Raw genomic sequence first — 21491 nt, 5'->3', positions numbered from 1 at the left:
ATGCAGATTCAAGATCGGGTATTTCTGATCACCGGCGCGGGCTCAGGTCTCGGCGCGGCTGTGGCCAGGATGGTTGTCGAAGCTGGCGGCAAGGTAGCCCTTCTGGATGTCAACACGGAAGCGGGTGAAGCGGCGGCGAAAGCGCTTGGTGCAGCCGCTATGTTCCAGCGCACCGACGTGACCAGCGAGGCAGATGGACAAGCTGCCATTGCTGCCGCGCTCAAGGCTTTTGGCCGTATCGATGCGCTCGTCAATTGCGCAGGCATTGCGCCGGGCGAAAAGGTGCTAGGCCGCGAAGGTCCACACAAATTCGACAGTTTTGCGCGCACCATTTCGATCAATCTGATCGGAACCTTCAACATGCTGCGGCTGGTAGCCGAAGCCATGGCAAAGAATGAACCGGGCGATGGCGGCGAACGCGGATTGATCATCAACACCGCCTCGGTTGCCGCCTTTGACGGCCAGATCGGACAGGCCGCCTACTCCGCCTCGAAGGGCGGCGTTGCGGCCATGACCTTGCCTGTCGCGCGTGAACTGGCGCGCCACGGCATTCGCGTCATGACAATTGCCCCCGGCATTTTCGAGACACCGATGATGGCAGGCATGCCGCAGGACGTGCAGGACGCGCTCGGCGCATCGGTGCCGTTCCCGTCGCGGCTTGGACGCCCGGCGGAATATGCAGCGCTCGTGCGCCACATTGCGGAAAACCAGATGCTCAACGGCGAAGTCATCCGTCTCGACGGTGCGCTGCGCATGGCTGCGAAATAAATTCACCATCAGGAAGCGAGGAATAATCATGTCCCACAGCGATCCTATTGTCATTGTCGGCGCAACCCGCACCCCCATGGGCGGCTTTCAGGGCGACTTTTCCGGCGCGCAGGCGACCGATCTCGGCGCGGCAGCAATCAGCGGCGCACTGGCCGGTGCGGGTCTGGCACCAGAAGCTGTCGAAGAAGTTTTGATGGGCTGTGTCCTGCCTGCGGGTCAGGGACAGGCCCCGGCGCGGCAGGCTTCGATCAAGGCTGGACTGCCCGTTTCGACCGGGGCTACGACCGTCAACAAAATGTGCGGTTCGGGCATGAAAGCCACCATGCTGGCGCATGATCTGTTGCTGGCCGGTTCGGCGGATGTGATCGTTTCCGGCGGTATGGAAAGCATGACCAACGCGCCCTACCTGCTGTCCAAGGCGCGTGGCGGCTATCGCATGGGCCACGGCCAGATTCTGGATCATATGTTCCTCGACGGTCTTGAGGATGCCTATGACAAGGGCCGCCTGATGGGCACTTTTGCGGAAGATTGCGCGGAAGCCTACCAGTTCACCCGTGAAGCGCAGGACGAGTTCGCCATTGCCTCGCTGACCCGCGCGCAAAAGGCCATCAAGGACGGTCTGTTTGCGGCAGAGATCACACCCGTCACGGTGAAATCCGGTCGCGCCGAGGTGCAGGTTTCGATTGACGAACAGCCCGGCAAGGCGAAGCTCGACAAGATCCCCTCGCTGCGCCCTGCATTCCGCGATGGCGGCACAGTAACGGCGGCCAATTCCTCGTCGATTTCCGATGGCGCTGCGGCGCTCGTCCTGATGCGCGCATCTGAAGCGGAGAAGCGTGGCTTGACCCCGCGCGCGGTGCTGGTTGGTCATGCGACCTATGCCGACAAGCCGAACCTTTTTGCGACCGCGCCTATCGGCGCAATCAGCAAGCTCTCGGAAAAGATCGGCTGGAACCTCAAGGATGTCGATCTGTTCGAGATCAATGAAGCTTTCGCTGTCGTCACGATGGCGGCCATGCGCGATCTCGATCTGGCGCACGACAAGGTCAATATTCATGGCGGCGCTTGCGCGCTCGGCCACCCGATCGGCGCTTCCGGCGCGCGCATTCTGGTGACGCTGCTCGCCGCACTTGAAACGCATGGCCTGAAACGCGGCGTGGCTGGTATCTGCCTCGGCGGCGGCGAAGCCACCTCAATCGGCATTGAAAGGATCGTGTGATGCTTCTGACCGATACGCAGGAGCAGATCCGCGAGGCTGTCCGCGATTACGCGCAGGAGCGTCTGGCACCGGGTGCCGCCCAACGTGACCGCGAACATGCCTTTCCGCGTGCGGAACTGACCGAGATGGGCGAACTTGGCTTTCTCGGCATGCTTGTGCCGGAAGAATGGGGCGGCTCCGACCTCGGCATGGTGGCCTATGCGCTGGCTCTGGAAGAAATCGCGGCAGGCGACGGCGCCTGCTCCACCATCGTTTCGGTGCATTCCTCGGTGGGCTGCGTACCCATCCTGCGCTTCGGGACGGAGGACCAGAAACGCCGCTTTTTGCCGAAAATGGCTTCGGGCGAATGGATCGGCGGCTTTGCTTTGACTGAACCGCAGGCCGGATCCGATGCGTCGGCGCTGAAAACCCGCGCCCGGCTTGATGGCGATCATTATGTGATCGACGGCTCCAAGCAATTCATCACGTCCGGCAAGAATGGCAGTGTGGTGATTGTCTTTGCGGTCACCGATCCCGCTGCGGGCAAGAAGGGCATTTCGGCCTTTATCGTGCCGACCGACACACCAGGCTACGAGGTCATGACGGTCGAACACAAGCTCGGCCAGCATTCATCCGATACCTGCGCGCTGGCTTTCACCAATATGCGCGTGCCACTGGAAAACCGGCTGGGGGCGGAAGGTGAAGGCTATAAAATTGCGCTTGCCAATCTTGAAGGCGGACGCATCGGCATTGCCGCGCAGGCCGTGGGCATGGCGCGCGCCGCTTTCGAAGCAGCCCGCGACTATGCCAAAGAGCGCATCACCTTCGGCAAGCCGATTGCCGAACATCAGGCCGTAGCCTTCCGTCTTGCCGATATGGCGACGAAGATCGAAACGGCCCGCCAGATGGTCCTGCATGCCGCAGCCTTGCGCGAGGCGGGCAAACCCTGCCTGACGGAAGCCTCGATGGCCAAGCTTGTGGCGTCGGAAATGGCAGAGGAAGTCTGTTCCGCCGCCATCCAGATTCACGGCGGCTATGGCTACCTTGCCGATTATCCGGTTGAGCGCATCTATCGCGATGTGCGCGTCTGCCAGATTTATGAAGGCACGAGCGAAGTTCAGCGACTCGTGATTGCGCGCGGGCTTTAAGCCTTCCAAAAACGGTCGTGAATGATCATGCCTGCCGCCATGGCAGCCACGAATAACCAGACCTGCGGCAAGCCGATAGACAAGGCTGCGACCGCAGGTCCCGGGCAGAAGCCGGCCAGTCCCCAGCCGAGACCGAACAACGCCGAGCCAAACAGCAGAGGCCGGTCGATCTGGGTCTTTTCGGGGAGGTGAAAGCTGTCATCCAGCACCGGCTTTGCCAGCTTACGCTGTAGCATTACGCCCGGGATGGCGACCAGAAGAGCGCCGCCGAGCACGAATGCAAGGCTGGGGTCCCAGTGACCGCTTGCGATATTCAAAAAGCCCTGCACCCGTGACGGGTCGATCATGCCTGAAAGCGACAATCCGAACCCGAATAACGCGCCTGTGAAAAGAGCTGCCGCGAGCCGGTAATAAGCGAAACTTTTCATAACAGAACTCCCGCGAGAGTTGCTGCTGCAACACCAGTTATCAGAAAGGTGATTGTTGCAGCGATGGAACGTTTGGAAAAACGGGCCATGCCGAGGATACCGTGGCCAGATGTGCAGCCCGAGCCCATGCGCGTTCCAATGCCGACCAGAAGACCGGCGACGACGATAATCGGCCAGGAAGCCGAAATGGTTGTAGCAGGAAAGCTCCCGAAAAGCGCAGCATAGACCAACGGACCGAGAATGAGGCCAAGAACGAAAGCTGCATTGAGCGCGGCCTGACTTCCGTTCAGCAATCTGCCGACGATACCGCTGATACCGGCAATGCGACCATTGAAAATCAGAAGAAAAATCGCCGCTGCACCGAGAAGCATGCCGCCTGCCAGCGACTGGAGATAGGTCATCATGACAAATCTCCCTTAGGCGCGTCATGACAGAAGATGCCATACAGCGCCTCGATAAGCTGCGCCGCCTTGGTTTCCGTCAGGCGATAGAATATTTGCTTGGCTTCGCGCCGGGTTTCGACGATGCCGGATTCCCGCAGTACACCGAGTTGCTGCGACAGGGTCGGCTGACGAATGCCAAGCCCATGTTCCAATTCACCAACCGAATATTCTTTTTCCGCCAGCGCACAGGCCAGCATCAGACGGGCCGGATGCGACAGGGTGCGCAGCAATTCGGCCACTTCGCCCGCACGATTTTCCATCTGCTGGCGCGACATGACGGCAAGGGTGCCCGTAACACTATCCATGAGGCAACTCCAAATTCAATATACGCTTACATATAATATATATTGATAAAATCAAGTGCGGTATCTGGAGTTCCACAGAGATAAAAATCACCGCCATCCTTACGAATGGCGGTGATCGACTTTGTCAGCCGAGGAATTCCTGCACAGCTGTCAGTTCGGTCTGGCGCAGTTCATGACCGCCCGGATGCCAGACAAGATCGACGTAGGCCTGCTGGCTTTCAAAGTAGTGCGCGAGCGCCTCCGTGAAATCCGGCGGGCAGATCGGGTCCATTCGGCCAGCCGTCATCAGGATTTTCACGCCTTCCAACCCCGGATTATTCGCTGGTTTGAACGGGATAAGCGGATGTAGAAGCACTGCCTTGTCAAATATCCTGCCTTTCTCGATCAGCAGATTGGCCATGATATTGGCCCCGTTTGAATAACCCAAAGCGATCACTTCCGACGGCTGATACTCTTCGACCAGAGCGGCGATAAACGCAGCCATTTTGTCCGTGGCGCGGGCAAGGTCTGGCATGTCATAGACGCCCTCGCCCGTCCGACGGAAGAAGCGGGCGGCACCAAATTCCGACACGTCGCCGCGCGGGGAAACAATGGTCGCCTCCGGCAAAAGCTGTTCGGCCAAACCGAAGAACTGATTTTCATCGCCGCCGGTGCCGTGAAAGACAATGAACAGCGGCGCGCCGACCGCACCGGCCTTCAGCCGGTGCACGTAGGTCTGAATGGTCATAATCTGTCTCCTGCTCGCGCTTAAATCTTGTCGAGATGTTCTTCGAGATAAGCACGAAGATGCTGGTGCTGCGACGGCAGCTTCAGAGCTTCGCCCAAATGCGCGGTGTCTTCGTCGCGATCAAAGCCGGGTTCGTTTGTTGCGACTTCGAACAGAACACCACCCGGTGTCCGGAAGTAGATCGCCCAGAAATAATCGCGGTCGATCACTGGAGTGACATTATAGCCGGTATCCATCAGGGCCTTGCGAACTTCCAGCTGCTTTTCGCGGTTTTCGACCGCGAAGGCGACGTGGTGCACCGAACCTGCTCCCTGCTGGTTACGACCGACAGAAGGCAAGGTCTGAAGATCGATCACACCGGCTCCGTTGCCTTCCGGCATGATGAGACGGGTAATGCCATCCTTCGCGTCCAGTTTCTGATAGCCCATATAGTTGAGCAGTTCCGAAGTCGCGCCCTCGTCACGCAAGCGCATCGAAACCGAATGAAAGCCGCGAATGGCGTGATCGGCATCGATGCCTTCATGCGCCCAAGGCTCGCGCGGATCGTCCTTCACTTCCACCAGAGCGAAGCTGTCGCCATCCGGGCCACGGAAGAAGACGCGCTTTTCGCCAAAAGCTGCATCTTCCGATTCGACCGTGACGGCGGATTGCGCGAAGCGATCCTTCCAGAAACCGAGCGAGCCTTGCGGGACTGCAAAAACGGTTGTTCCCACCTCGCCCGTACCATCGCGACCGCGCTGAATGCCGGGAAAGGGGAAATAGGTCATGACGGTGCCCGGCGTGCCGACTTCATCGCCGCAATAGAGGTGATAAACGCTCGGATCATCGAAGTTCACGGTCTTCTTGACGCGGCGCAATCCCAGCACATCCGTGAAGAACTTGTTGTTCGAACGGGCATCTGCTGCCAGCGACGTAACGTGGTGAAGGCCTTTGATCTGATTAAGCATGGCGATCTCTCCTGTTGTGTTGCAGCAAGATATAATGATCGGAATGCATCTGGATATATTGACAATCATACACAGATTGTCTCCAGATCGAATACAATTGGCTTTCCCTGCCAATAGGTGCTGGACTGAGGCCCCCTACAAGTTTAGCTAACCTTTATCGCAATGACAAAGAAAGGCCTCCCATGGCGTCCGGCTTGTTTGCACTTCTCGATGACGTGGCAGCAATCGCAAAAATGGCGGCGGCCTCTTTGGATGACGTGGCTGGACAAACCGCAAAGGCCAGCGCCAAGGCGGCAGGCATTGTGATTGATGATACGGCGGTGACGCCGAAATATGTCGTTGGTCTGAAGCCGGAACGGGAATTGCCGGTCATCTGGAAAATCACCAAGGGATCGCTGCGCAACAAGCTGATCTTTCTGCTGCCGCTGGCGCTGATCTTCAGCTATTTCGCGCCCGGTCTCATCATGCCGCTTCTGATGATCGGCGGCGCCTATCTCGCATTTGAGGGCACGGAAAAGCTGGTCGAGTTTTTCGTGCCGCATAAGGATGAGGAACAAGCGGAAACAAAGGCCACCACCGCGAAGGAAATTGAAGCGACAACTGTGAGCGGGGCCATCCGAACCGACTTCATCCTGTCAGCGGAGATCATGGCACTCACGCTTGCCGGTCTGCCGCCTTCGAATGTCTATACGCAGGCGGCGATCCTTGTTTGTGTCGCCGTCCTGATCACCTTCGCCGTTTATGGCGTTGTCGGCTTTATCGTCAAGCTCGATGACATGGGTGTCGCGCTTGCCCGCAATGCCCATACCGGTTTTGGTAAGCGGTTCGGCAAGGGTCTGGTTGCGGGTATGCCCATCGTGCTCAAGGTGCTCAGCACCGTAGGCACCGTCGCCATGCTCTGGGTTGGCGGCAGCATCATCGTTCACGGTCTGGCATCGATCGGCGTTCACAGCGTCGAGGAATTCATTCACAACATCGTCGCCCATCTGCCGACCGAAGGCAGCAGCTTCGGCGGCGTTCTGGAGTGGATCGCAACGTCTTTCCTGCAAGCAGTGCTCGCCATCCTGATCGGGGCCGTCATTGTCGGCATCGTACATGTCGTCAAGGCGGTTAAATCCAAGGCCTGATCACGCCAGATAGCGCCTAAACCAGGCGATTGTTCTGTCCCAGGCGAGCTTGGCGGCGGCCTCGTCATAGCGTGGGGTGGAATCATTGTGGAAGCCGTGATTGACGCCCGGATAGATATAGGCCTCGTAGGTCTTGCCGTTCTTTTTCAGCGCTTCTTCATAGGCCGGCCAGCCTTCGTTGATACGCGTGTCCAACTCGGCATAATGAAGCAAGATTGGCGCCTTGATGCGCGAAACCTCGTCTTTGGGTGCCTGCCGACCATAAAACGGCACGGCAGCGGCCAGTTCGGGAAAGGCGACTGCTGCCGCATTGGCAACGCCACCACCATAGCAGAAGCCGGTGATCCCGACCTTGCCGGTGGTCAGATCGCTTTTCATCATGAAATCGACGGCAGCGAAGAAGTCGTTCATCAGCTTGGTCGGGTCGACCTGCTGCTGCAATTCGCGGCCCTTTTCGTCATTGCCGGGATAGCCGCCGACCGACGTAAGACCATCCGGTGCCAATGCGATGAAACCGGCCTTGGCCACACGGCGCGCGACATCCTCGATATAAGGGTTGAGGCCGCGGTTCTCGTGCACCACCACGACCGCCGGAACCTTGCCCTGCACCTTCGCAGGACGGACAAGATAGGCGCGTACCTGACCGGTGCCCTCCGGTGATGGATAGGTGATGTATTCGGCCAGAATATCAGGATCGGTAAACTCAACCTGCTGCGCCATGGCGTAATCCGGGCTGAGCGATGCCAATATAGCGGTTGCCGTCATCGTGCCGACGGCGAACTTTGCGGCCCGGTCGAGAAACTGGCGTTTGGTGATCTTGCCATGCGCGTAAAAGTCGTAAAGCTCGAGCAGTTCCTGCGGGAAGTCTTTTGCCGTTAAACGTGCCATGGGCAGCTCTCTCCTCTTTCAAGGAGGTCAGTTTAACACAGGGTGCTTCCGGATAAATGACAGATACCCCACGTGCGAAAGCGCGGGGTATCTTCCCGCTTTACGTAGGATCAACGGTAGACGATACCGCCATCGGTCAGGATGGCCTGACCGGTGATGTAGTCGGAATCCGGGCTCGCCAGGAAAGAGACGAGAGATGCCACATCGTCCGGCGTCTGGGCGCGACCAAGCGCAATGCCGTCGACATATTTCTTGTAGGTTTCACCTTTCGGCGCGCCGGTAATCTCGGCGAAACGCTCGTCGATTTCCACCCACATGTCGGTGCCCACGATGCCGGGGCAATAGGCGTTCACGGTAATGCCCGCGCTTGCATATTCCTTGGCTGCGGCCTGCGTCAGCGCACGCACGGCGAATTTCGTGGCGGAGTAAACACCGAGCATTGCAAAACCATCATGACCGGCAATGGACGAAGCATTGATGATCTTGCCCTTCTGGTTGCGCACCTTGAACTTGGCGGCAGCCGCCTGAATGCCCCAGAGCACACCATCGACATTGATGCGGAAAATACGCTCGACCTCTTCCGGCTTCACATCCGCAATCGGCTGAACCTGCGCGATACCGGCATTGTTGACGATCACGTCGAAACCGCTCAGTTCCTTTTCCGCATGGTCGATAGCGGCATAGACATCGTCGCGTTTGCTGACATCGGCTGAGAATGTGGACGCCTTGCGGCCCAGGGCTTCCACCTCTTTTTTGACAGCATTGAGTTTGTCCGCCTTGAGATCGACCAGTGCGACATCAAAACCGTCCTTGGCCAGCCGAAGGGCGATGCCCCGACCGATGCCCTGTGCCGCACCGGTGACGAGCGCAACTTTCGTGTTAGCCGACATGATTCATCCTTTCCTGAGTGATTTGATGAATGGCAATGCAACGCATCCCATAGGCGATATGGAACACGTCCCGGCGCTATCAACCCACGCCAGCGGCTTGATTTCATTGATTGCGATCAAATTCCTTTATTAGCATCCAGAAAAATAAAAAGCCCGGCAGTGCCGGGCGTTTTTGATCTGTGTTGACGCCTGCGAAGGCCGATCAGATATTCGGTTCGATCTTGCCTTTGGCCTTGCCCTTATCCTTGGCTGTGAGCTTGTCGATATAGGCAAGGAACAGCGCAGACACGACGAAGGCCAGATGTATGATCGTGAACCACATAAGCTGGTTCGACGTATAGGTCGTGGCATTCAGGAATATCTGCAAAAGATGGATCGACGAGATGGCTACAATCGTCGACGCGACCTTGATCTTGAGCGAACCGGCATCAATCGTGCCCAACCAGTGCACCTCGTCGCCCGCCTGATCGAAGCGGCTGACAAAATTTTCATAGCCGGAAATGATCACCATTACCACGAGGCTGGCAATCAGCGCCGCATCGATCAGCCCCAATATTTTCAGGATCGTATCGGTGTCGTTCAGCGACGTGGCCTTGCTGGCGAAGTCGAAAAGCTTACCCGCAAAAGATACGGCATAAATGGCCAAGGCAATGGCCAAACCCAGATAGAAAACCACCAACAGCCAACGCGAGGCCAGAATGATGTTCTCAATCATCAACTCAATTCGTTTCATGCAACCACTTCCAGGTTTTCATACCAGACACCTCGTAAAATTTTGCTTCGTTCGCAAGGAAAATGAACCACATTTGGCGTGGAATAATGTGCAAAAGCCAGAATGGTGATGGCAATGGCGAATTTCAATAAGCGCTGCACACAAAGCCTATGTCTTTCGTGCAGATAGCTAAAAGGCAAAGCCGTCCGGCTCACAAAGAAACAGCATTTTCTTATTTAGTGTTATACATATTGCATCGCTGTGACTTCAAAGCCGCTGGTCTATTCAACACTTTCATAATATAAGGCGCCCCTGATATTTTATTGCCGCCTCGCAATAGGGTGGTGTTAAAAGCGGGAACCTAATGAACATCGAGACGGCCGTGAACGACAAAGCCAGCATCTTCGATCTGGCTCCTATTTCTCTTTGGCTTGAAGACTATAGCGGTCTTCGCAAGCAGTTCGATACATGGCGGTCGGAAGGCATCACTGACCTTAAGACTTTTCTGATGGAAGACACGAGCCGTCTTCGCATCTGCACGAGTCACATCCGGGTTCTCGCGGTTAACCGCAAGACGCTTTCGCTGTTCGAGGCGAAGGATATCGATCACCTCGTCACCAATCTGGAGCGCGTTTTCCGCGACGATATGCTGGAACCGCATATCGACGAGATGGTGCAGCTCTGGAACGGCTCCGACACGTTCTACAGCAACACGATCAACTATTCGCTGGAAGGCCGGCGCATCGATATTCAGCTGAAGGGCCGTATCCTGCCCGGTCACGAACAAAGCTGGGATCGTGTCCTCCTGTCGATTGAAGACGTAACCGCACGCGAAAACGCGATGCGCGAGCAGGATCGCCACAAGCGTCATGCGCAAGGCCTGTTCGAGCATTCGCCGGTTTCGCTGTGGGTTGAGGATTTCAGCCGCATCAAGGAACTGATGGACGATGTGCGAGAGCGCGGCATTATCGATTTCCGCGTGTTCACCGATGTGCACCCGGAATTCGTGCGCCAGTGCATGAGCGAAATCCGCGTGCTGGAAATCAACAACGAGACGCTGGAGCTTTTCCTCGCGCCCGACAAGCAGACATTGCTGCAATCCCTGCCGCAGATTCTGCGCGGAGAAATGGAAGCGCATTTCCGCGAACAGCTGATCGACCTGTGGAATGGCATTCTGTTCCAGCGTCGCGAAGTGATCAACTACGCACTCGATGGCACTGAACGCCACGTTCTGTTGCAGTTCTCGGTCCTGCCCGGCCATGAAAATGACTGGTCGCTGGTGCAGGTGGCGCTGACGGACATCACCGCACGCAAAAAGGCCGAAGCCTATCTGGAATATCTCGGCAAGCACGACGTGCTGACCAAGCTGCACAACCGCGCCTTTTATGTGGATGAGCTCAACCGGCTGGAGCGGAAGGGCCACCTGCCTGTTTCCATCATCATCATCGATCTAAATGGCCTCAAGTCTGCCAATGATCTTTGGGGACATGCGTCAGGCGACGGATTGCTGCGCCGTATCGGCGAAGTTCTGAACGAAGCCGTCAAGCTGCCCGGCCATGCCGCGCGGATCGGCGGCGACGAATTTGCAATTGTGCTGCCTTATGTGGATGAGCGCGGCGCGGAAGCCATGGTGGAAGACATCAAGCGGCTGGTTGAAATCAACAATCAGTACTATTCCCAATTGCAGCTCAACCTGTCCATCGGCACGGCAACCACCACGCCGGGAGAAACGCTGGAAGCCGTCGCCAAACGCGCCGATCTTCTGATGTATGAAAACAAGCGCCAGCAATATTCATCCAAGGGCGGCAATATCTAATCGTCAAATTTGATGACGGATTTGCCGCGTGTCAGGTCCGTCACGAGCCGCGACAGGTCATCCTGCGCGGCAATAGGCATTGCGCCGGTTATTTCCACGCCATTGGCGGTAAAACTCTCCTGCGCAATCGCGACATGATCCACAGCGGTCAGCCGCGCTTTCAACAGCGCGTGGTCGGAAAAATCGCAGGCAAAGGCAAAACCGATCATCGGGATCACCGCGGTCTTCTCCGCCTGTCGCAGGCAGGTCGCCGCCGTGCCGCCATAGGCGCGCATCAAGCCGCCGCTACCGAGCAGAATGCCGCCGAACCAACGGATCACCACCACCGCAATATTGTCGAGCTGCTGACCGTCGATGGCTTGCAGGATCGGCTTGCCCGCCGTGCCGCTTGGCTCGCCGTCGTCGCTGAAACGATAGTTCTGCCCCATACGCCAGGCCCAGCAATTGTGATTGGCCGCAAGGTCCGAATGTTCGCTCAGGAAATCCTTCGCCGCCTGCTCGCTCGCAACAGGCGCGGCAATTGCCAGAAACCGACTTTTCTTGATTTCCTGACTATAGGTTTCGATGCGACTGATCGTGAACATGGCAATCCTGCAACTATGATTTTGCGGCCTATCATGTTCCTGTGTAGATGACGACCCCTTACGCATTGCCCGCCATTGCGCCCACGGCGCGGAGGGTATAAGGCATTTTAGAAATGTGCTGTTTTTTAACAGCCTTGATCTTCCTGCAATGACTTAAGAGGCCTGCCGATGTTCGATTTGATTGTGAGAAACGCTAATCTCCCTGACGGTCGTGAGAAGCAGGACATTCTGGTCAAGGACGGCAAGATTGCCGATATCGTACCGTCCAAGGGCGAGCATCAGGCTGCCAGGGAAATCGACGCTTCCAACCGCCTCGTCACGCCGCCTTTCGTCGATCCGCATTTCCATATGGACGCAACGCTGTCGCTCGGCCTGCCGCGCCTCAACCGTTCCGGTACGCTTCTGGAAGGGATCGCGCTCTGGGGCGAACTCAAGCCCATGCTGACCGTTGAAGCCATGGTCGAGCGCGCCTTGCGCTATTGCGATCTGGCCGTCTGCCAAGGCCTGCTGGCCATTCGCAGCCATGTCGATGTCAGCGATCCGCGTCTCCTGACGGCGGAAGCGATGATCGAGGTGCGCGAAAAGGTAAAGCCGTATATCGATCTGCAACTCGTCGCCTTCCCACAGGACGGTTACTATCGTTCGCCGGGCGCGGTTGATCTCGTCAACCGCTCGCTCGATATGGGCCTCGATGTGGTCGGCGGCATTCCGCATTTCGAGCGCACCATGGCCGATGGCGCTGCATCGCTGGAAGAACTCTGCCGGATTGCCGCCGAGCGCGGCCTGCCGGTCGATATTCATTGCGACGAAACCGATGATCCAATGTCGCGTCATGTGGAAACGCTGGCCGCCCAGACCGTGCGTTTCGGGCTTCAGGGTCGCGTATCGGGCTCGCACCTCACATCCATGCATTCCATGGACAATTACTATGTTTCCAAGCTCATTCCGCTGATTGCGGAAGCGCAGATGAACGCTATTCCGAACCCGCTCATCAATATCACATTGCAGGGACGCGCCGACACCTATCCAAAGCGTCGCGGCATGACCCGCGTGCCGGAACTGATGGCTGCTGGCGTTAATGTCGCCTTCGGTCATGATTGTGTTATGGACCCATGGTACTCGATGGGCTCCGGCGACATGCTGGAAGTGGGTCATATGGCGGTTCATGTGGCGCAGATGACGTCCATCGAAGGCAAAAAACAGGTCTTCAATGCGTTGACCGTCAATTCGGCCAAGGCGCTCGGTCTGGAAGGTTATGGTCTTGAAAAGGGCTGCAATGCAGACTTCGTCGTGTTGCAGGCGCGTGACCCGCTGGAAGCGCTGCGCCTCAAGGCCAACCGCCTGACGGTCGTGAAGCGAGGCAAGATCATTGCTGAAACGCCGCAGCGTGTCAGTGCGCTCAATCTCGAAGGCCGTCCGTCTTCGGTTGATGGCGCCGATTACGCACCCATCGGCTGAACAAACACGACGCAGCAACAAACCAGTGCCTGTTTTTCAAGCGACCGATAAAAGCGCTTGAATTAAAGGCAGATTAGTCGGAAATACGAGACATTGCTTATGCTCCTCCTGATCAGGGTGCAGGGCAATCCGTCGCGCATGGAAAGCACGCACAAACACCACCTTAAGAGGGGTCCAAATGGCCAAATTATCGAACTTTACCCGCCGCGACATTCTTGCGATGTCTGCGGCACTCGGCGCAACTGCGATTTCCACGCGTGTTTTCGCAGCGGATGAAAAGCTGAAGGTTGCAGGCATTCACGCCTCGCCGGTTGAAAACGCCTGGAACTCCCGCCTGCACGAAGCACTGAAGCAGGCCAATGACGAAGGCGTCATCGAATATGTCTTCTCCGAAGGCGTTTCGGCGAGCGACTATCCCCGCGCCATGCGCGAATATGCCGAACAGGGCATCAAGCTGATCGTCGGCGAATCCTATGCCGTCGAACGCGAAGCGCGTCAGGTTGCTGGCGATTATCCGCAGACCACTTTTGTCATGGGTTCCTCCGGTAAGCCGCAGGGCGACAATTTCGGCGTGTTCGGCACCTGGAATTTCGAAGCAGCCTATCTTGCAGGCATGCTGGCAGGCGCGATGAGCAAGTCGGGCACTTTCGGTTCGGTCGGCGCTGTGCCGATCCCGGAAGTCAACATGCTGATGAACGCCTTCCAGGATGGCGTGAAGGAAACCCGTCCAGATGCGAAATTCATTGCATCCTTCATCGGCACCTTCTTCGATCCGCCGAAGGCGCGTGAAGCCGGTCTTGCCCAGATCGATTCCGGCGCAGACATTCTGTTCGGCGAACGCATCGGCACCGCCGACGCCGCCAAGGAACGCGGCATCAAGGCAATCGGTTCGCTGATCGACTATACACCGCGCTATCCGGATACGGTTTTTGCCAATGCAATGTGGTACTTCCGCCCAATCCTTAATGCAGCGATTGCAGATGTGAAAGCCGCCCAGCCGACCGGTAAGGATTACACGCCATTCAGCCTCATGAAGGAAGGCGGCAACGACATCGTCTACGTCAAGGGCGTCGCACCGGCAGAAGCCGAAGCCAAGATGGAAGCGCGACGCGCCGAGATCAAGGCTGGCAAGTTCGAGTACAAGCCGAACGCGGCTGAGCCCAAGTAAGACAGCAGCAAACAGGGCGGCAGAAGTGGCATTCGACAGCAAGCATCAGGACGCAACAGCACTCGCGCAAGCGATTGCCGGAGGCGTTTTAAATGCGCGAGAGGCCATGGATGCCGCCCTCGAAGCCGCAGAAAAATGGCGCCCTCTGGGCGCCATTGCATATCTCGATCCTGAACTGGGCCGTACCAATGCCGCAGCCTTTGACGCGCACGCCGACAAAGCTCCGTTTGCGGGCATCCCATCGCTGTTCAAGGATTTGGGCGGCCCTTGCGCCGGTCTGCCGATCCGGCTTGGCTCGCGTGCCTTCGAAAACGCTTCGCCGCAAATGGATTCCGAGCTTGGTAGTCGCCTGCGCAAAGCGGGCCTCAATTTCTTCGGCACGACCACCGTGCCGGAATTCGGCCTTGCACTCGCCAGCGAACCGGAAAGCGGCCCACTGGCTCGCCATCCATTCGATGGAACACTTTCTCCCGCTGGCTCATCCGGTGGCGCGGCGGCAGCCGTCGCAGCCGGGATTGTCAGCATCGCCCACGCAACGGATGCAGGCGGCTCCATTCGCGTACCTGCCGCTACCTGCGGTCTGATCGGCCTGAAGCCGAGCCGTGGCGCGATGCCCGCCGGACCGCATTTCGGCAATTATCTCGCCGGTATCGCCAGCGAGTTTGCGCTGTGTCGCTCGATCCGCGATGCGAAGACACTGCTTCCGCTCGTCGAGGGCAACACCGAGGGCTTTCTGCCTGATCCGGCCATGAGCGCGGGCGAGCTGCCGGAACGTCTGCGCGTCGGCTTTGTCGCGGAAGACCTTGCCGCTTATCCTGTCACAGCAGAGCGTATGCAGGTTGTGACCGATGCCGCCCGTTTTCTGGAAGCGCAAGGCCATGCCATCCGCGAAATCCCCGCGCAGGATCTAAGTCCTCTTGTCGCTTCCAGCGCACGCGCATTCGATCGCATCATTTCCGTCAATCTTGCAGCCGCAATCGACTTTCTAGCAATCGATCAGGAGAAACTGGAACCGCTCACCCGCGCGGTTGCAGAGCGTGGACGCGGGTTTGATGCAACCGCGCTCTATCGTGCCATGAACGGCGCTGTCAGCGCTTCGCATATGCTCTGGCAGATTTTCCGCGATATTGATGTGCTGATAACCCCGATGCTTTCCAGAGCGCCCTTGCCATTGGGCTCGTTTCCGATGAACCATGGCGATGTGGACAATCACTGGCGGAAGATGAACGAATTTGCGCCCTATGCGGCGCTTGCCAATATTTCCGGTTTCCCGGCGCTTTCTCTACCATTCGGAGAAGATGCCAACGGGATGCCGTTAGCCGTGCAGCTTATCGCGCCCATGGGCGCGGACAGGCTACTTCTGAATGCCGGTCAGCGGCTGGAAGCGGATCGCCGCTGGCAGCATAAATTTCCCGTTGCGGGGTTGAACCAATGACGACAACAGTTCTTGAACTGCAAAACATCACCAAGCGCTTCGGTGCACTTACAGCCAATGACGATATTTCGCTGAAGCTGGAGCGTGGCGAAATCCTCGCTTTTCTCGGCGAAAACGGCGCGGGTAAAACCACGTTGATGAACATCCTGTTCGGCCATTATGTGCCGGATGAAGGACGTGTCTTCGTCAAGGGCGTTGAAATCCCGCAGGGCAAGCCGCGCGCAGCCATCGATGCGGGCGTAGGCATGGTGCACCAGCATTTCAACCTCGCACCCAACCTCACGGTTCTGGAAAACATCATTACCGGCACAGAAAGCCTCTGGAAGCTCAAATCCGCGCATGGTGCAGCGCGCGCCAAGATCGCGCAGATTGCAGAGCGTTTTGGCCTCAAGGTCGATCCTGATGCGCGGCTTGGCGATCTTTCGGTCGGTGAGCAGCAGCGCGTCGAAATTCTGAAAGCGCTTTATAACGACGCGGATGTGCTGATCCTCGATGAACCGACCGCCGTTCTGACGACGCAGGAAGCGGAAGGCCTGTTCGCGACGCTCAAAGAAATGGCCCGCCAAGGCCTGTCGCTGATCTTCATCTCGCACAAACTGCATGAAGTCATGTCCGCCGCCGACCGGGTTATCGTGCTGCGCGGCGGCAAGCTTGTCGCCGAGCGCAAGGCTTCTGAGACTTCCAAGGAAGAACTGGCCGAACTGATGGTGGGACGACGTGTTTCGCGCCCTGCCCGCGCCGCTGCAACCCCCGGCGAAACGTTGCTGGAAGCCAGCAATGTCACGGTTGTGGAGGACGGAATTGCTCGCCTTTCGGAACTGAATTTTCAGGTTCGTGCCGGTGAAACGCTCGGCATTATCGGTGTGTCCGGCAATGGGCAAGCAGCGCTCGGACGGTTGGTTTCGGGCCTTAGCCAGCCGGCAAGCGGCGCGCTTATCATGTTGGGGCAGACCGTGACCAAATTCGATCCGCGCCGCTTTGTGGCAGAAGGTGTCGGGCGTATTCCCGAAGACCGGAATGCTGAAGGCGCCATTGGCGATCTGACCTTGTGGGAAAATGCCATTCTGGAGCGCGTGCGCGATCCGAAATTCTCGAACGGTATTCTGGTCAATCGCACTGCGGCACGCGAATTCACCGACCGTATTATCACGGATTTCGATGTGCGCGGCGGCACACCGGATAGTCGTATCCGCCTGCTTTCCGGCGGCAATATGCAAAAGCTCATTTTGGGTCGCAATCTGGAGACCGCGCCGCGCATTCTCATCGCGGCGCAGCCGACACGCGGACTGGATGAAGGCGCGGTCGCGGCCATCCACACCCGCATTCTCGAAGCGCGCGCCAAGGGCGCAGCCGTTCTGCTGATTTCCGAAGATCTTGATGAAATCATTGGCTTGGCGGATCGTGTTCAAGCGATTGTTAAGGGCCGCCTCTCCCCGCCTATCGATGCAGAAGAAGCCAATGCGCAGAGACTGGGCCTCATGATGGCTGGCGAATGGCAGGCAAATACCAAGAAGGGGCTGAATTGATGCGTATTGAACGACGCGAAACGCGGCCCATGGCGTTGGTGACTACGGCACCGATCATTGCGGTCCTGGCCGCTTTCGTGCTGGCGGGCCTGCTGATAGCCGCCGCCGGTGCGCCGGTGGTCGAATCCTTCCGCCAGATCGCCATCGGCGCATTTGGCAACAAGCTGTCGATCAGCGAGACGCTGACACGCGCCACGCCGCTGATGCTGACCGGCCTTGCCGCCGCTGTCGCCTTCCGCTCCAAGCTTTGGAATATCGGTGCTGAGGGACAGTTCTATATGGGCGCGCTGGCCGTGGTGGCCATGGGCACGCAATTGCAGTTGCCCGCGCCGCTCCTAATTCCGCTGCTGCTGATTGTCGGCGCGATTGCTGGCATGATTTTTCTACTGATCCCGCTCGGCCTTCGCTTGCGCTTCGGCGTCGATGAAGTGGTGACGACACTGCTTTTGAACTTCGTTGCCGTGCTGTTCGTTTCCATGATGATCGAAGGGCCGATGAAAGACCCGCTGGCCTTTGGCTGGCCACAGTCTGAACCGGTGCCGGATGCCGCCGTGCTGCCGAAAATCATGGCGGGTATGCGACTGCATATCGGCATCCTGATCGCCATCGCGCTTGCGCTGATCATTGCCTATGTGCAGAAGCGCACCGTGTTCGGCCTTGAAACCAAGGCCGCCGGTATCAATCCGGGTGCGGCGCGTTTTGCAGGTGTTCCCCTCGGTCGCACACTGATCAAGGTCGCCTGTATCTCCGGCGGTCTGGCAGGTCTGGCGGGCGCCATTCAGGTCATGGGTGTGAAGGGCTATGTCACGACCGACCTTTCGCCGGGCTTCGGTTATTCCGGCATTATCGTCGCGATGCTCGCCAACTTAAACCCGATCGGCGCGATCTTCTCGGCGCTCTTTGCCGCCGCCATGTTCGTTGGCGCAGACGGCATGAGCCGCGCCATCGGCATTCCGAGCTTCATTGCCGACGTCACCGTGGCGCTGTCGCTCCTGACCATGCTCGTCGCATTGTTCTTCACCCAATACAGGATCGCCCGATGAACGAGTTGATGGATATCCTGCTTTCTGCTGGCCTCTGGGTCTCGGTCCTGCGCATCGCAACGCCGCTGATCTTCGGCACGCTCGGCGCGCTTTATTGCGAACGCGCAGGCGTGCTCAATCTCGGCATCGAAGGCATCATGACCTTTGGCGCGATGATCGGCTGGCTGACTGTCTATAACGGGGCGGATCTGTGGGTGGGTGTGCTGGCCGCTGCCGCTTCGGGCGCGCTGTTCGGCCTGCTGCACGCGGCGTTGACTGTCCCGCTCGGGCTGTCGCAGCATGTGGTCGGTCTTGGCATTACGCTGTTTGCTTCAAGTCTCAGCTATTTCCTGTTCCGACTGCTGGTGCCGCTCTCCTCGACGCCGCCGACAATCACGCCGTTTCAGCCCGTGAACCCGTCGTTCCTCGCTGATGTGCCTTTTATCGGGCAGGTATTGGGCACACAGACAGCGTTGACATGGATCGCCATTCCGCTGGCACTTTTGCTTGGCTATGTGCTTTTCCGCACACCGCTCGGCCTTGCCATTCGCATGACCGGAGAAAGTCCTCATGCCGCCGAGGCGCAAGGCATCAACCCGATCCGTGTGCGCATTTTCACGATCATGTTCGGCAGTGCATTGATGGCGGTTGGTGGCGCGTTCCTGACGCTTTCGGCGTTCAACTCGTTCTTCCCGACCATGATGCAGGGACGCGGCTGGGTGTGTATCGCGCTCGTCGTTTTCGCATCGTGGAAGCCCGCCCGTGCATTGCTGGGCGCATTGCTGTTCGCGCTGTTCGATGCTTTTCAGCTTCGCCTGCAAACGGTCTATGGGAAGGCGGTTCCTTACCAGCTTTTCCTGATGATCCCCTACATCATGTCGATTATCGCGCTGATCGTCATGGCAAGGCGCGCGCGCGTTCCGCAAGCGCTGATGCAGCCCTATCGTCGCGGAGAGCGCTAACGGCGTTTTTCACCACAAAACTGCAAACAAAAACGGCGCCCGAAGGCGCCGTTTTCTTTTGTGTTGTCGAACTTATGCAGCGCTCGACTTGCTCTTTTCAAAGCGCTTGCGCTCATTCGGATCGAGATAGAGCTTGCGAAGGCGGATCGACTTCGGCGTCACTTCAACCAGTTCGTCGTCCTGAATCCATGACAGGGCGCGTTCCAGCGTCATCTTGATCGGCGGGGTGAGCTTCACGGCTTCATCCTTGCCAGCGGCGCGGATGTTGGTGAGCTTCTTGCCCTTCAGAACGTTGACTTCAAGATCGTTGTCGCGGCTATGAATGCCGATCAGCATGCCCTGATAGACCTTGACGCCAGCGTCGATGATCATCGGGCCGCGATCTTCAAGGTTGAACAGCGCGTAAGCAACAGCTTCGCCCTGATCGTTGGAAATCAGAACGCCGTTGTTACGGCCCGAGATTTCACCCTTATATGGCTGATAATCGTGGAACAGACGGTTCATGATCGCCGTGCCGCGCGTATCGGTCAGAAGTTCCGACTGATAGCCGATCAGACCACGGGTCGGTGCGTAGAACACCATACGAACGCGGTTGCCGCCCGAAGGACGCAGCTCGACCATTTCGGCCTTGCGTTCCGACATCTTCTGAACAACGGTGCCCGAATATTCTTCATCGACGTCGATGACGACTTCTTCGATCGGCTCAAGCTTCTCGCCGTTTTCGCCGTCCTTCATGACGACGCGCGGACGCGAAACGCCAAGTTCGAAGCCTTCGCGGCGCATGTTTTCGATCAAAACTGCGAGCTGCAATTCACCACGACCCGACACGAAGAACGAATCTTTTTCGTTCGATTCTTCGATCTTGAGCGCAACGTTGCCTTCTGCTTCCTTGAGCAGACGGTCACGAATAACGCGGCTCGTTACCTTGTCGCCTTCAGTGCCCGCATAAGGGCTGTCGTTGACGATGAAGGACATGGTCACGGTCGGCGGATCGATTGGCTGCGCTGCCAGAGGCTCGCTGACCGAAGGATCGCAGAACGTGTCTGCAACGGTGCCCTTCGAAAGACCGGCAATGGCAACAATGTCGCCTGCCTGTGCTTCGTCGATGGCCTGACGTTCGATGCCGCGGAATGCGAGAATCTTCGAGATACGACCGGTTTCGAGCAGCGAACCGTCCTGACCGAGAACCTTGACGGCCTGGTTCGACTTGATCGAGCCGGAATGGATGCGTCCGGTGATGATGCGGCCAAGGAACGGATCGGCTTCAAGGATCGTGCCGATCATGCGGAACGGGCCTTCAGCAACCTTCGGTGCCGGAACGTGCTTGAGCACGAGGTCAAACAGCGGGGCCAGACCTTCGTCCTGCGGACCTTCCGGGTTCAGCGCCATCCAGCCGTTACGGCCAGAACCGTACAGGATCGGGAAGTCCAGCTGTTCGTCGGTAGCGTCGAGATTGGCGAAGAGGTCGAACACTTCGTTGATGACTTCTTCATGACGGCCATCCGGACGGTCGATCTTGTTGATCGCAACGATCGGACGCAGACCAACCTTCAGCGCCTTGCCAACGACGAACTTCGTCTGCGGCATCGGGCCTTCGGCGGCGTCAACGAGAACGATAGCGCCGTCCACCATCGAAAGGATACGCTCAACTTCACCGCCGAAGTCGGCGTGGCCGGGTGTGTCGACGATGTTGATGCGGGTATTCTTCCAGACAACCGAGGTCGCCTTGGCGAGAATGGTGATCCCGCGTTCCTTTTCGATGTCGTTGGAATCCATCATGCGTTCTGCAACGCGCTGGTTGTCGCGGAACGAGCCAGACTGCTTCAGCAGTTCATCGACCAGTGTGGTTTTGCCATGATCGACGTGTGCGATAATAGCGATATTACGCAATTCCATATGGAGATCACTTCTATATGAGTTGGGAGCCGCGCCAACAGAC

The 21491-nt window shown here is 57.8% G+C and carries 21 protein-coding genes; 11 read left to right on the top strand and 10 right to left on the bottom strand.

Annotated elements, in window-relative coordinates; all coding sequences use genetic code 11:
* From ABWW11_RS17330 to ABWW11_RS17320, 3 genes are read left to right on the top strand one after another with little or no spacing between them, the layout of a single operon-like run.
* Positions 1 to 768: a 3-hydroxyacyl-CoA dehydrogenase gene (locus tag ABWW11_RS17330; protein ID WP_109367313.1), complete on the top strand. Its 768-nt coding sequence runs from the start codon at positions 1 to 3 to the stop codon at positions 766 to 768.
* Positions 769 to 796: 28 nt separating this feature from the next.
* The gene (locus ABWW11_RS17325) at positions 797 to 1987 is read left to right on the top strand and encodes an acetyl-CoA C-acyltransferase (RefSeq protein ID WP_109367312.1); all 1191 of its coding nucleotides are present in this window, start codon (positions 797 to 799) and stop codon (positions 1985 to 1987) included.
* On the top strand, positions 1987 to 3114 hold the full coding sequence (locus tag ABWW11_RS17320; protein ID WP_109367311.1) for an acyl-CoA dehydrogenase family protein: 1128 nt from the start codon (positions 1987 to 1989) through the stop codon (positions 3112 to 3114). The genes ABWW11_RS17325 and ABWW11_RS17320 overlap by 1 nt, the downstream gene beginning before the upstream one ends.
* Here ABWW11_RS17320 and ABWW11_RS17315 read toward each other — a convergent pair.
* The 5 genes from ABWW11_RS17315 to ABWW11_RS17295 form a co-directional block, all read right to left on the bottom strand.
* Positions 3111 to 3542 carry a YeeE/YedE family protein gene (locus ABWW11_RS17315; RefSeq protein WP_109367310.1) on the bottom strand — a complete coding sequence of 144 codons (432 nt, stop codon included), beginning with the start codon at positions 3540 to 3542 and terminating at the stop codon, positions 3111 to 3113. The two genes, ABWW11_RS17320 and ABWW11_RS17315, sit on opposite strands and share 4 nt — an antisense overlap.
* Positions 3539 to 3946 (bottom strand): YeeE/YedE family protein, encoded by a 408-nt coding sequence (locus ABWW11_RS17310; RefSeq protein ID WP_109367309.1) that lies wholly within the window; start codon positions 3944 to 3946, stop codon positions 3539 to 3541. The genes ABWW11_RS17315 and ABWW11_RS17310 overlap by 4 nt, the downstream gene beginning before the upstream one ends.
* Positions 3943 to 4290 (bottom strand): sulfite-sensing transcriptional repressor BigR, encoded by a 348-nt coding sequence (gene bigR / locus ABWW11_RS17305; RefSeq protein ID WP_109367308.1) that lies wholly within the window; start codon positions 4288 to 4290, stop codon positions 3943 to 3945. Before bigR ends, ABWW11_RS17310 begins: the two co-directional genes overlap by 4 nt.
* A 124-nt stretch (positions 4291 to 4414) precedes the next feature.
* On the bottom strand, positions 4415 to 5017 hold the full coding sequence (locus tag ABWW11_RS17300; protein WP_109367307.1) for an alpha/beta hydrolase: 603 nt from the start codon (positions 5015 to 5017) through the stop codon (positions 4415 to 4417).
* A 20-nt stretch (positions 5018 to 5037) separates the two neighbouring features.
* A complete protein-coding gene (locus ABWW11_RS17295; protein ID WP_319080550.1) occupies positions 5038 to 5964 on the bottom strand; it encodes a VOC family protein in 927 nt (308 codons plus the stop codon).
* Between the two features lie 182 nt (positions 5965 to 6146).
* Between ABWW11_RS17295 and ABWW11_RS17290 the strand changes: the two genes are divergently transcribed.
* Complete coding sequence (locus ABWW11_RS17290) at positions 6147 to 7091, top strand: DUF808 domain-containing protein (RefSeq protein WP_109367305.1); 945 nt, start codon at positions 6147 to 6149, stop codon at positions 7089 to 7091.
* Here the strand turns inward: ABWW11_RS17290 and yghX are convergent, their stop codons facing one another.
* The 3 genes from yghX to ABWW11_RS17275 all read right to left on the bottom strand — a co-directional run bounded on the left by yghX (position 7092) and on the right by ABWW11_RS17275 (position 9602).
* The gene (gene yghX / locus ABWW11_RS17285; protein ID WP_124915851.1) at positions 7092 to 7979 is read right to left on the bottom strand and encodes a YghX family hydrolase; all 888 of its coding nucleotides are present in this window, start codon (positions 7977 to 7979) and stop codon (positions 7092 to 7094) included.
* Between the two features lie 110 nt (positions 7980 to 8089).
* Complete coding sequence (locus ABWW11_RS17280) at positions 8090 to 8869, bottom strand: acetoin reductase (protein ID WP_109367303.1); 780 nt, start codon at positions 8867 to 8869, stop codon at positions 8090 to 8092.
* A gap of 202 nt (positions 8870 to 9071) precedes the next feature.
* Positions 9072 to 9602 (bottom strand): TIGR00645 family protein, encoded by a 531-nt coding sequence (locus ABWW11_RS17275; RefSeq protein WP_109367302.1) that lies wholly within the window; start codon positions 9600 to 9602, stop codon positions 9072 to 9074.
* 343 nt (positions 9603 to 9945) lie between these two features.
* Between ABWW11_RS17275 and ABWW11_RS17270 the strand changes: the two genes are divergently transcribed.
* Positions 9946 to 11397, top strand: coding sequence for a sensor domain-containing diguanylate cyclase (locus tag ABWW11_RS17270; protein WP_109367301.1), 1452 nt, complete (start codon positions 9946 to 9948; stop codon positions 11395 to 11397).
* Here the strand turns inward: ABWW11_RS17270 and ABWW11_RS17265 are convergent.
* Positions 11394 to 11981 (bottom strand): IMPACT family protein, encoded by a 588-nt coding sequence (locus ABWW11_RS17265; RefSeq protein WP_109367300.1) that lies wholly within the window; start codon positions 11979 to 11981, stop codon positions 11394 to 11396. The genes ABWW11_RS17270 and ABWW11_RS17265 overlap by 4 nt on opposite strands.
* 168 nt (positions 11982 to 12149) lie before the next feature.
* On the opposite strand from ABWW11_RS17265, the gene ABWW11_RS17260 reads away from it, so the two are divergent.
* From ABWW11_RS17260 to ABWW11_RS17235, 6 genes are all read left to right on the top strand, one after another.
* Positions 12150 to 13439, top strand: coding sequence for an amidohydrolase family protein (locus ABWW11_RS17260; protein ID WP_124915850.1), 1290 nt, complete (start codon positions 12150 to 12152; stop codon positions 13437 to 13439).
* Between the two features lie 178 nt (positions 13440 to 13617).
* Positions 13618 to 14607 carry a BMP family protein gene (locus ABWW11_RS17255; protein ID WP_109367298.1) on the top strand — a complete coding sequence of 330 codons (990 nt, stop codon included), beginning with the start codon at positions 13618 to 13620 and terminating at the stop codon, positions 14605 to 14607.
* Between the two features lie 25 nt (positions 14608 to 14632).
* Entirely contained in the window at positions 14633 to 16042 is a 1410-nt protein-coding gene (locus ABWW11_RS17250; RefSeq protein ID WP_244597130.1) for an amidase, read from the top strand.
* On the top strand, positions 16039 to 17568 hold the full coding sequence (locus tag ABWW11_RS17245) for an ABC transporter ATP-binding protein (protein WP_319080549.1): 1530 nt from the start codon (positions 16039 to 16041) through the stop codon (positions 17566 to 17568). The genes ABWW11_RS17250 and ABWW11_RS17245 overlap by 4 nt, the downstream gene beginning before the upstream one ends.
* Positions 17568 to 18611, top strand: a complete 1044-nt coding sequence (locus ABWW11_RS17240; protein ID WP_109367296.1) for an ABC transporter permease — start codon at positions 17568 to 17570, stop codon at positions 18609 to 18611. The genes ABWW11_RS17245 and ABWW11_RS17240 overlap by 1 nt, the downstream gene beginning before the upstream one ends.
* Positions 18608 to 19552, top strand: coding sequence for an ABC transporter permease (locus ABWW11_RS17235; RefSeq protein ID WP_109367295.1), 945 nt, complete (start codon positions 18608 to 18610; stop codon positions 19550 to 19552). Before ABWW11_RS17240 ends, ABWW11_RS17235 begins: the two co-directional genes overlap by 4 nt.
* A 72-nt stretch (positions 19553 to 19624) precedes the next feature.
* Here ABWW11_RS17235 and typA read toward each other — a convergent pair whose 3' ends face one another.
* Positions 19625 to 21448, bottom strand: coding sequence for a translational GTPase TypA (typA, locus tag ABWW11_RS17230; RefSeq protein WP_109367294.1), 1824 nt, complete (start codon positions 21446 to 21448; stop codon positions 19625 to 19627).
* Positions 21449 to 21491: the final 43 nt, after the last annotated feature.

This window comes from Brucella sp. NBRC 113783 (genome assembly GCF_040372265.1).
GTDB lineage: Bacteria > Pseudomonadota > Alphaproteobacteria > Rhizobiales > Rhizobiaceae > Brucella > Brucella teleogrylli.
Note: the sequence above shows the minus strand (reverse complement) of the source record. Positions and strands in the feature narration are given on the sequence as shown.

Coding starts and splice junctions, on each gene's coding strand:
- ABWW11_RS17330 (WP_109367313.1), top strand. CDS start 1: ATGCAGATTCAAGATCGGGTATTTCTGATCACCGGCGCGGGCTCAGGT.
- ABWW11_RS17325 (WP_109367312.1), top strand. CDS start 797: ATGTCCCACAGCGATCCTATTGTCATTGTCGGCGCAACCCGCACCCCC.
- ABWW11_RS17320 (WP_109367311.1), top strand. CDS start 1,987: ATGCTTCTGACCGATACGCAGGAGCAGATCCGCGAGGCTGTCCGCGAT.
- ABWW11_RS17315 (WP_109367310.1), bottom strand. CDS start 3,542: ATGAAAAGTTTCGCTTATTACCGGCTCGCGGCAGCTCTTTTCACAGGC.
- ABWW11_RS17310 (WP_109367309.1), bottom strand. CDS start 3,946: ATGATGACCTATCTCCAGTCGCTGGCAGGCGGCATGCTTCTCGGTGCA.
- bigR (WP_109367308.1), bottom strand. CDS start 4,290: ATGGATAGTGTTACGGGCACCCTTGCCGTCATGTCGCGCCAGCAGATG.
- ABWW11_RS17300 (WP_109367307.1), bottom strand. CDS start 5,017: ATGACCATTCAGACCTACGTGCACCGGCTGAAGGCCGGTGCGGTCGGC.
- ABWW11_RS17295 (WP_319080550.1), bottom strand. CDS start 5,964: ATGCTTAATCAGATCAAAGGCCTTCACCACGTTACGTCGCTGGCAGCA.
- ABWW11_RS17290 (WP_109367305.1), top strand. CDS start 6,147: ATGGCGTCCGGCTTGTTTGCACTTCTCGATGACGTGGCAGCAATCGCA.
- yghX (WP_124915851.1), bottom strand. CDS start 7,979: ATGGCACGTTTAACGGCAAAAGACTTCCCGCAGGAACTGCTCGAGCTT.
- ABWW11_RS17280 (WP_109367303.1), bottom strand. CDS start 8,869: ATGTCGGCTAACACGAAAGTTGCGCTCGTCACCGGTGCGGCACAGGGC.
- ABWW11_RS17275 (WP_109367302.1), bottom strand. CDS start 9,602: ATGAAACGAATTGAGTTGATGATTGAGAACATCATTCTGGCCTCGCGT.
- ABWW11_RS17270 (WP_109367301.1), top strand. CDS start 9,946: ATGAACATCGAGACGGCCGTGAACGACAAAGCCAGCATCTTCGATCTG.
- ABWW11_RS17265 (WP_109367300.1), bottom strand. CDS start 11,981: ATGTTCACGATCAGTCGCATCGAAACCTATAGTCAGGAAATCAAGAAA.
- ABWW11_RS17260 (WP_124915850.1), top strand. CDS start 12,150: ATGTTCGATTTGATTGTGAGAAACGCTAATCTCCCTGACGGTCGTGAG.
- ABWW11_RS17255 (WP_109367298.1), top strand. CDS start 13,618: ATGGCCAAATTATCGAACTTTACCCGCCGCGACATTCTTGCGATGTCT.
- ABWW11_RS17245 (WP_319080549.1), top strand. CDS start 16,039: ATGACGACAACAGTTCTTGAACTGCAAAACATCACCAAGCGCTTCGGT.
- ABWW11_RS17240 (WP_109367296.1), top strand. CDS start 17,568: ATGCGTATTGAACGACGCGAAACGCGGCCCATGGCGTTGGTGACTACG.
- ABWW11_RS17235 (WP_109367295.1), top strand. CDS start 18,608: ATGAACGAGTTGATGGATATCCTGCTTTCTGCTGGCCTCTGGGTCTCG.
- typA (WP_109367294.1), bottom strand. CDS start 21,448: ATGGAATTGCGTAATATCGCTATTATCGCACACGTCGATCATGGCAAA.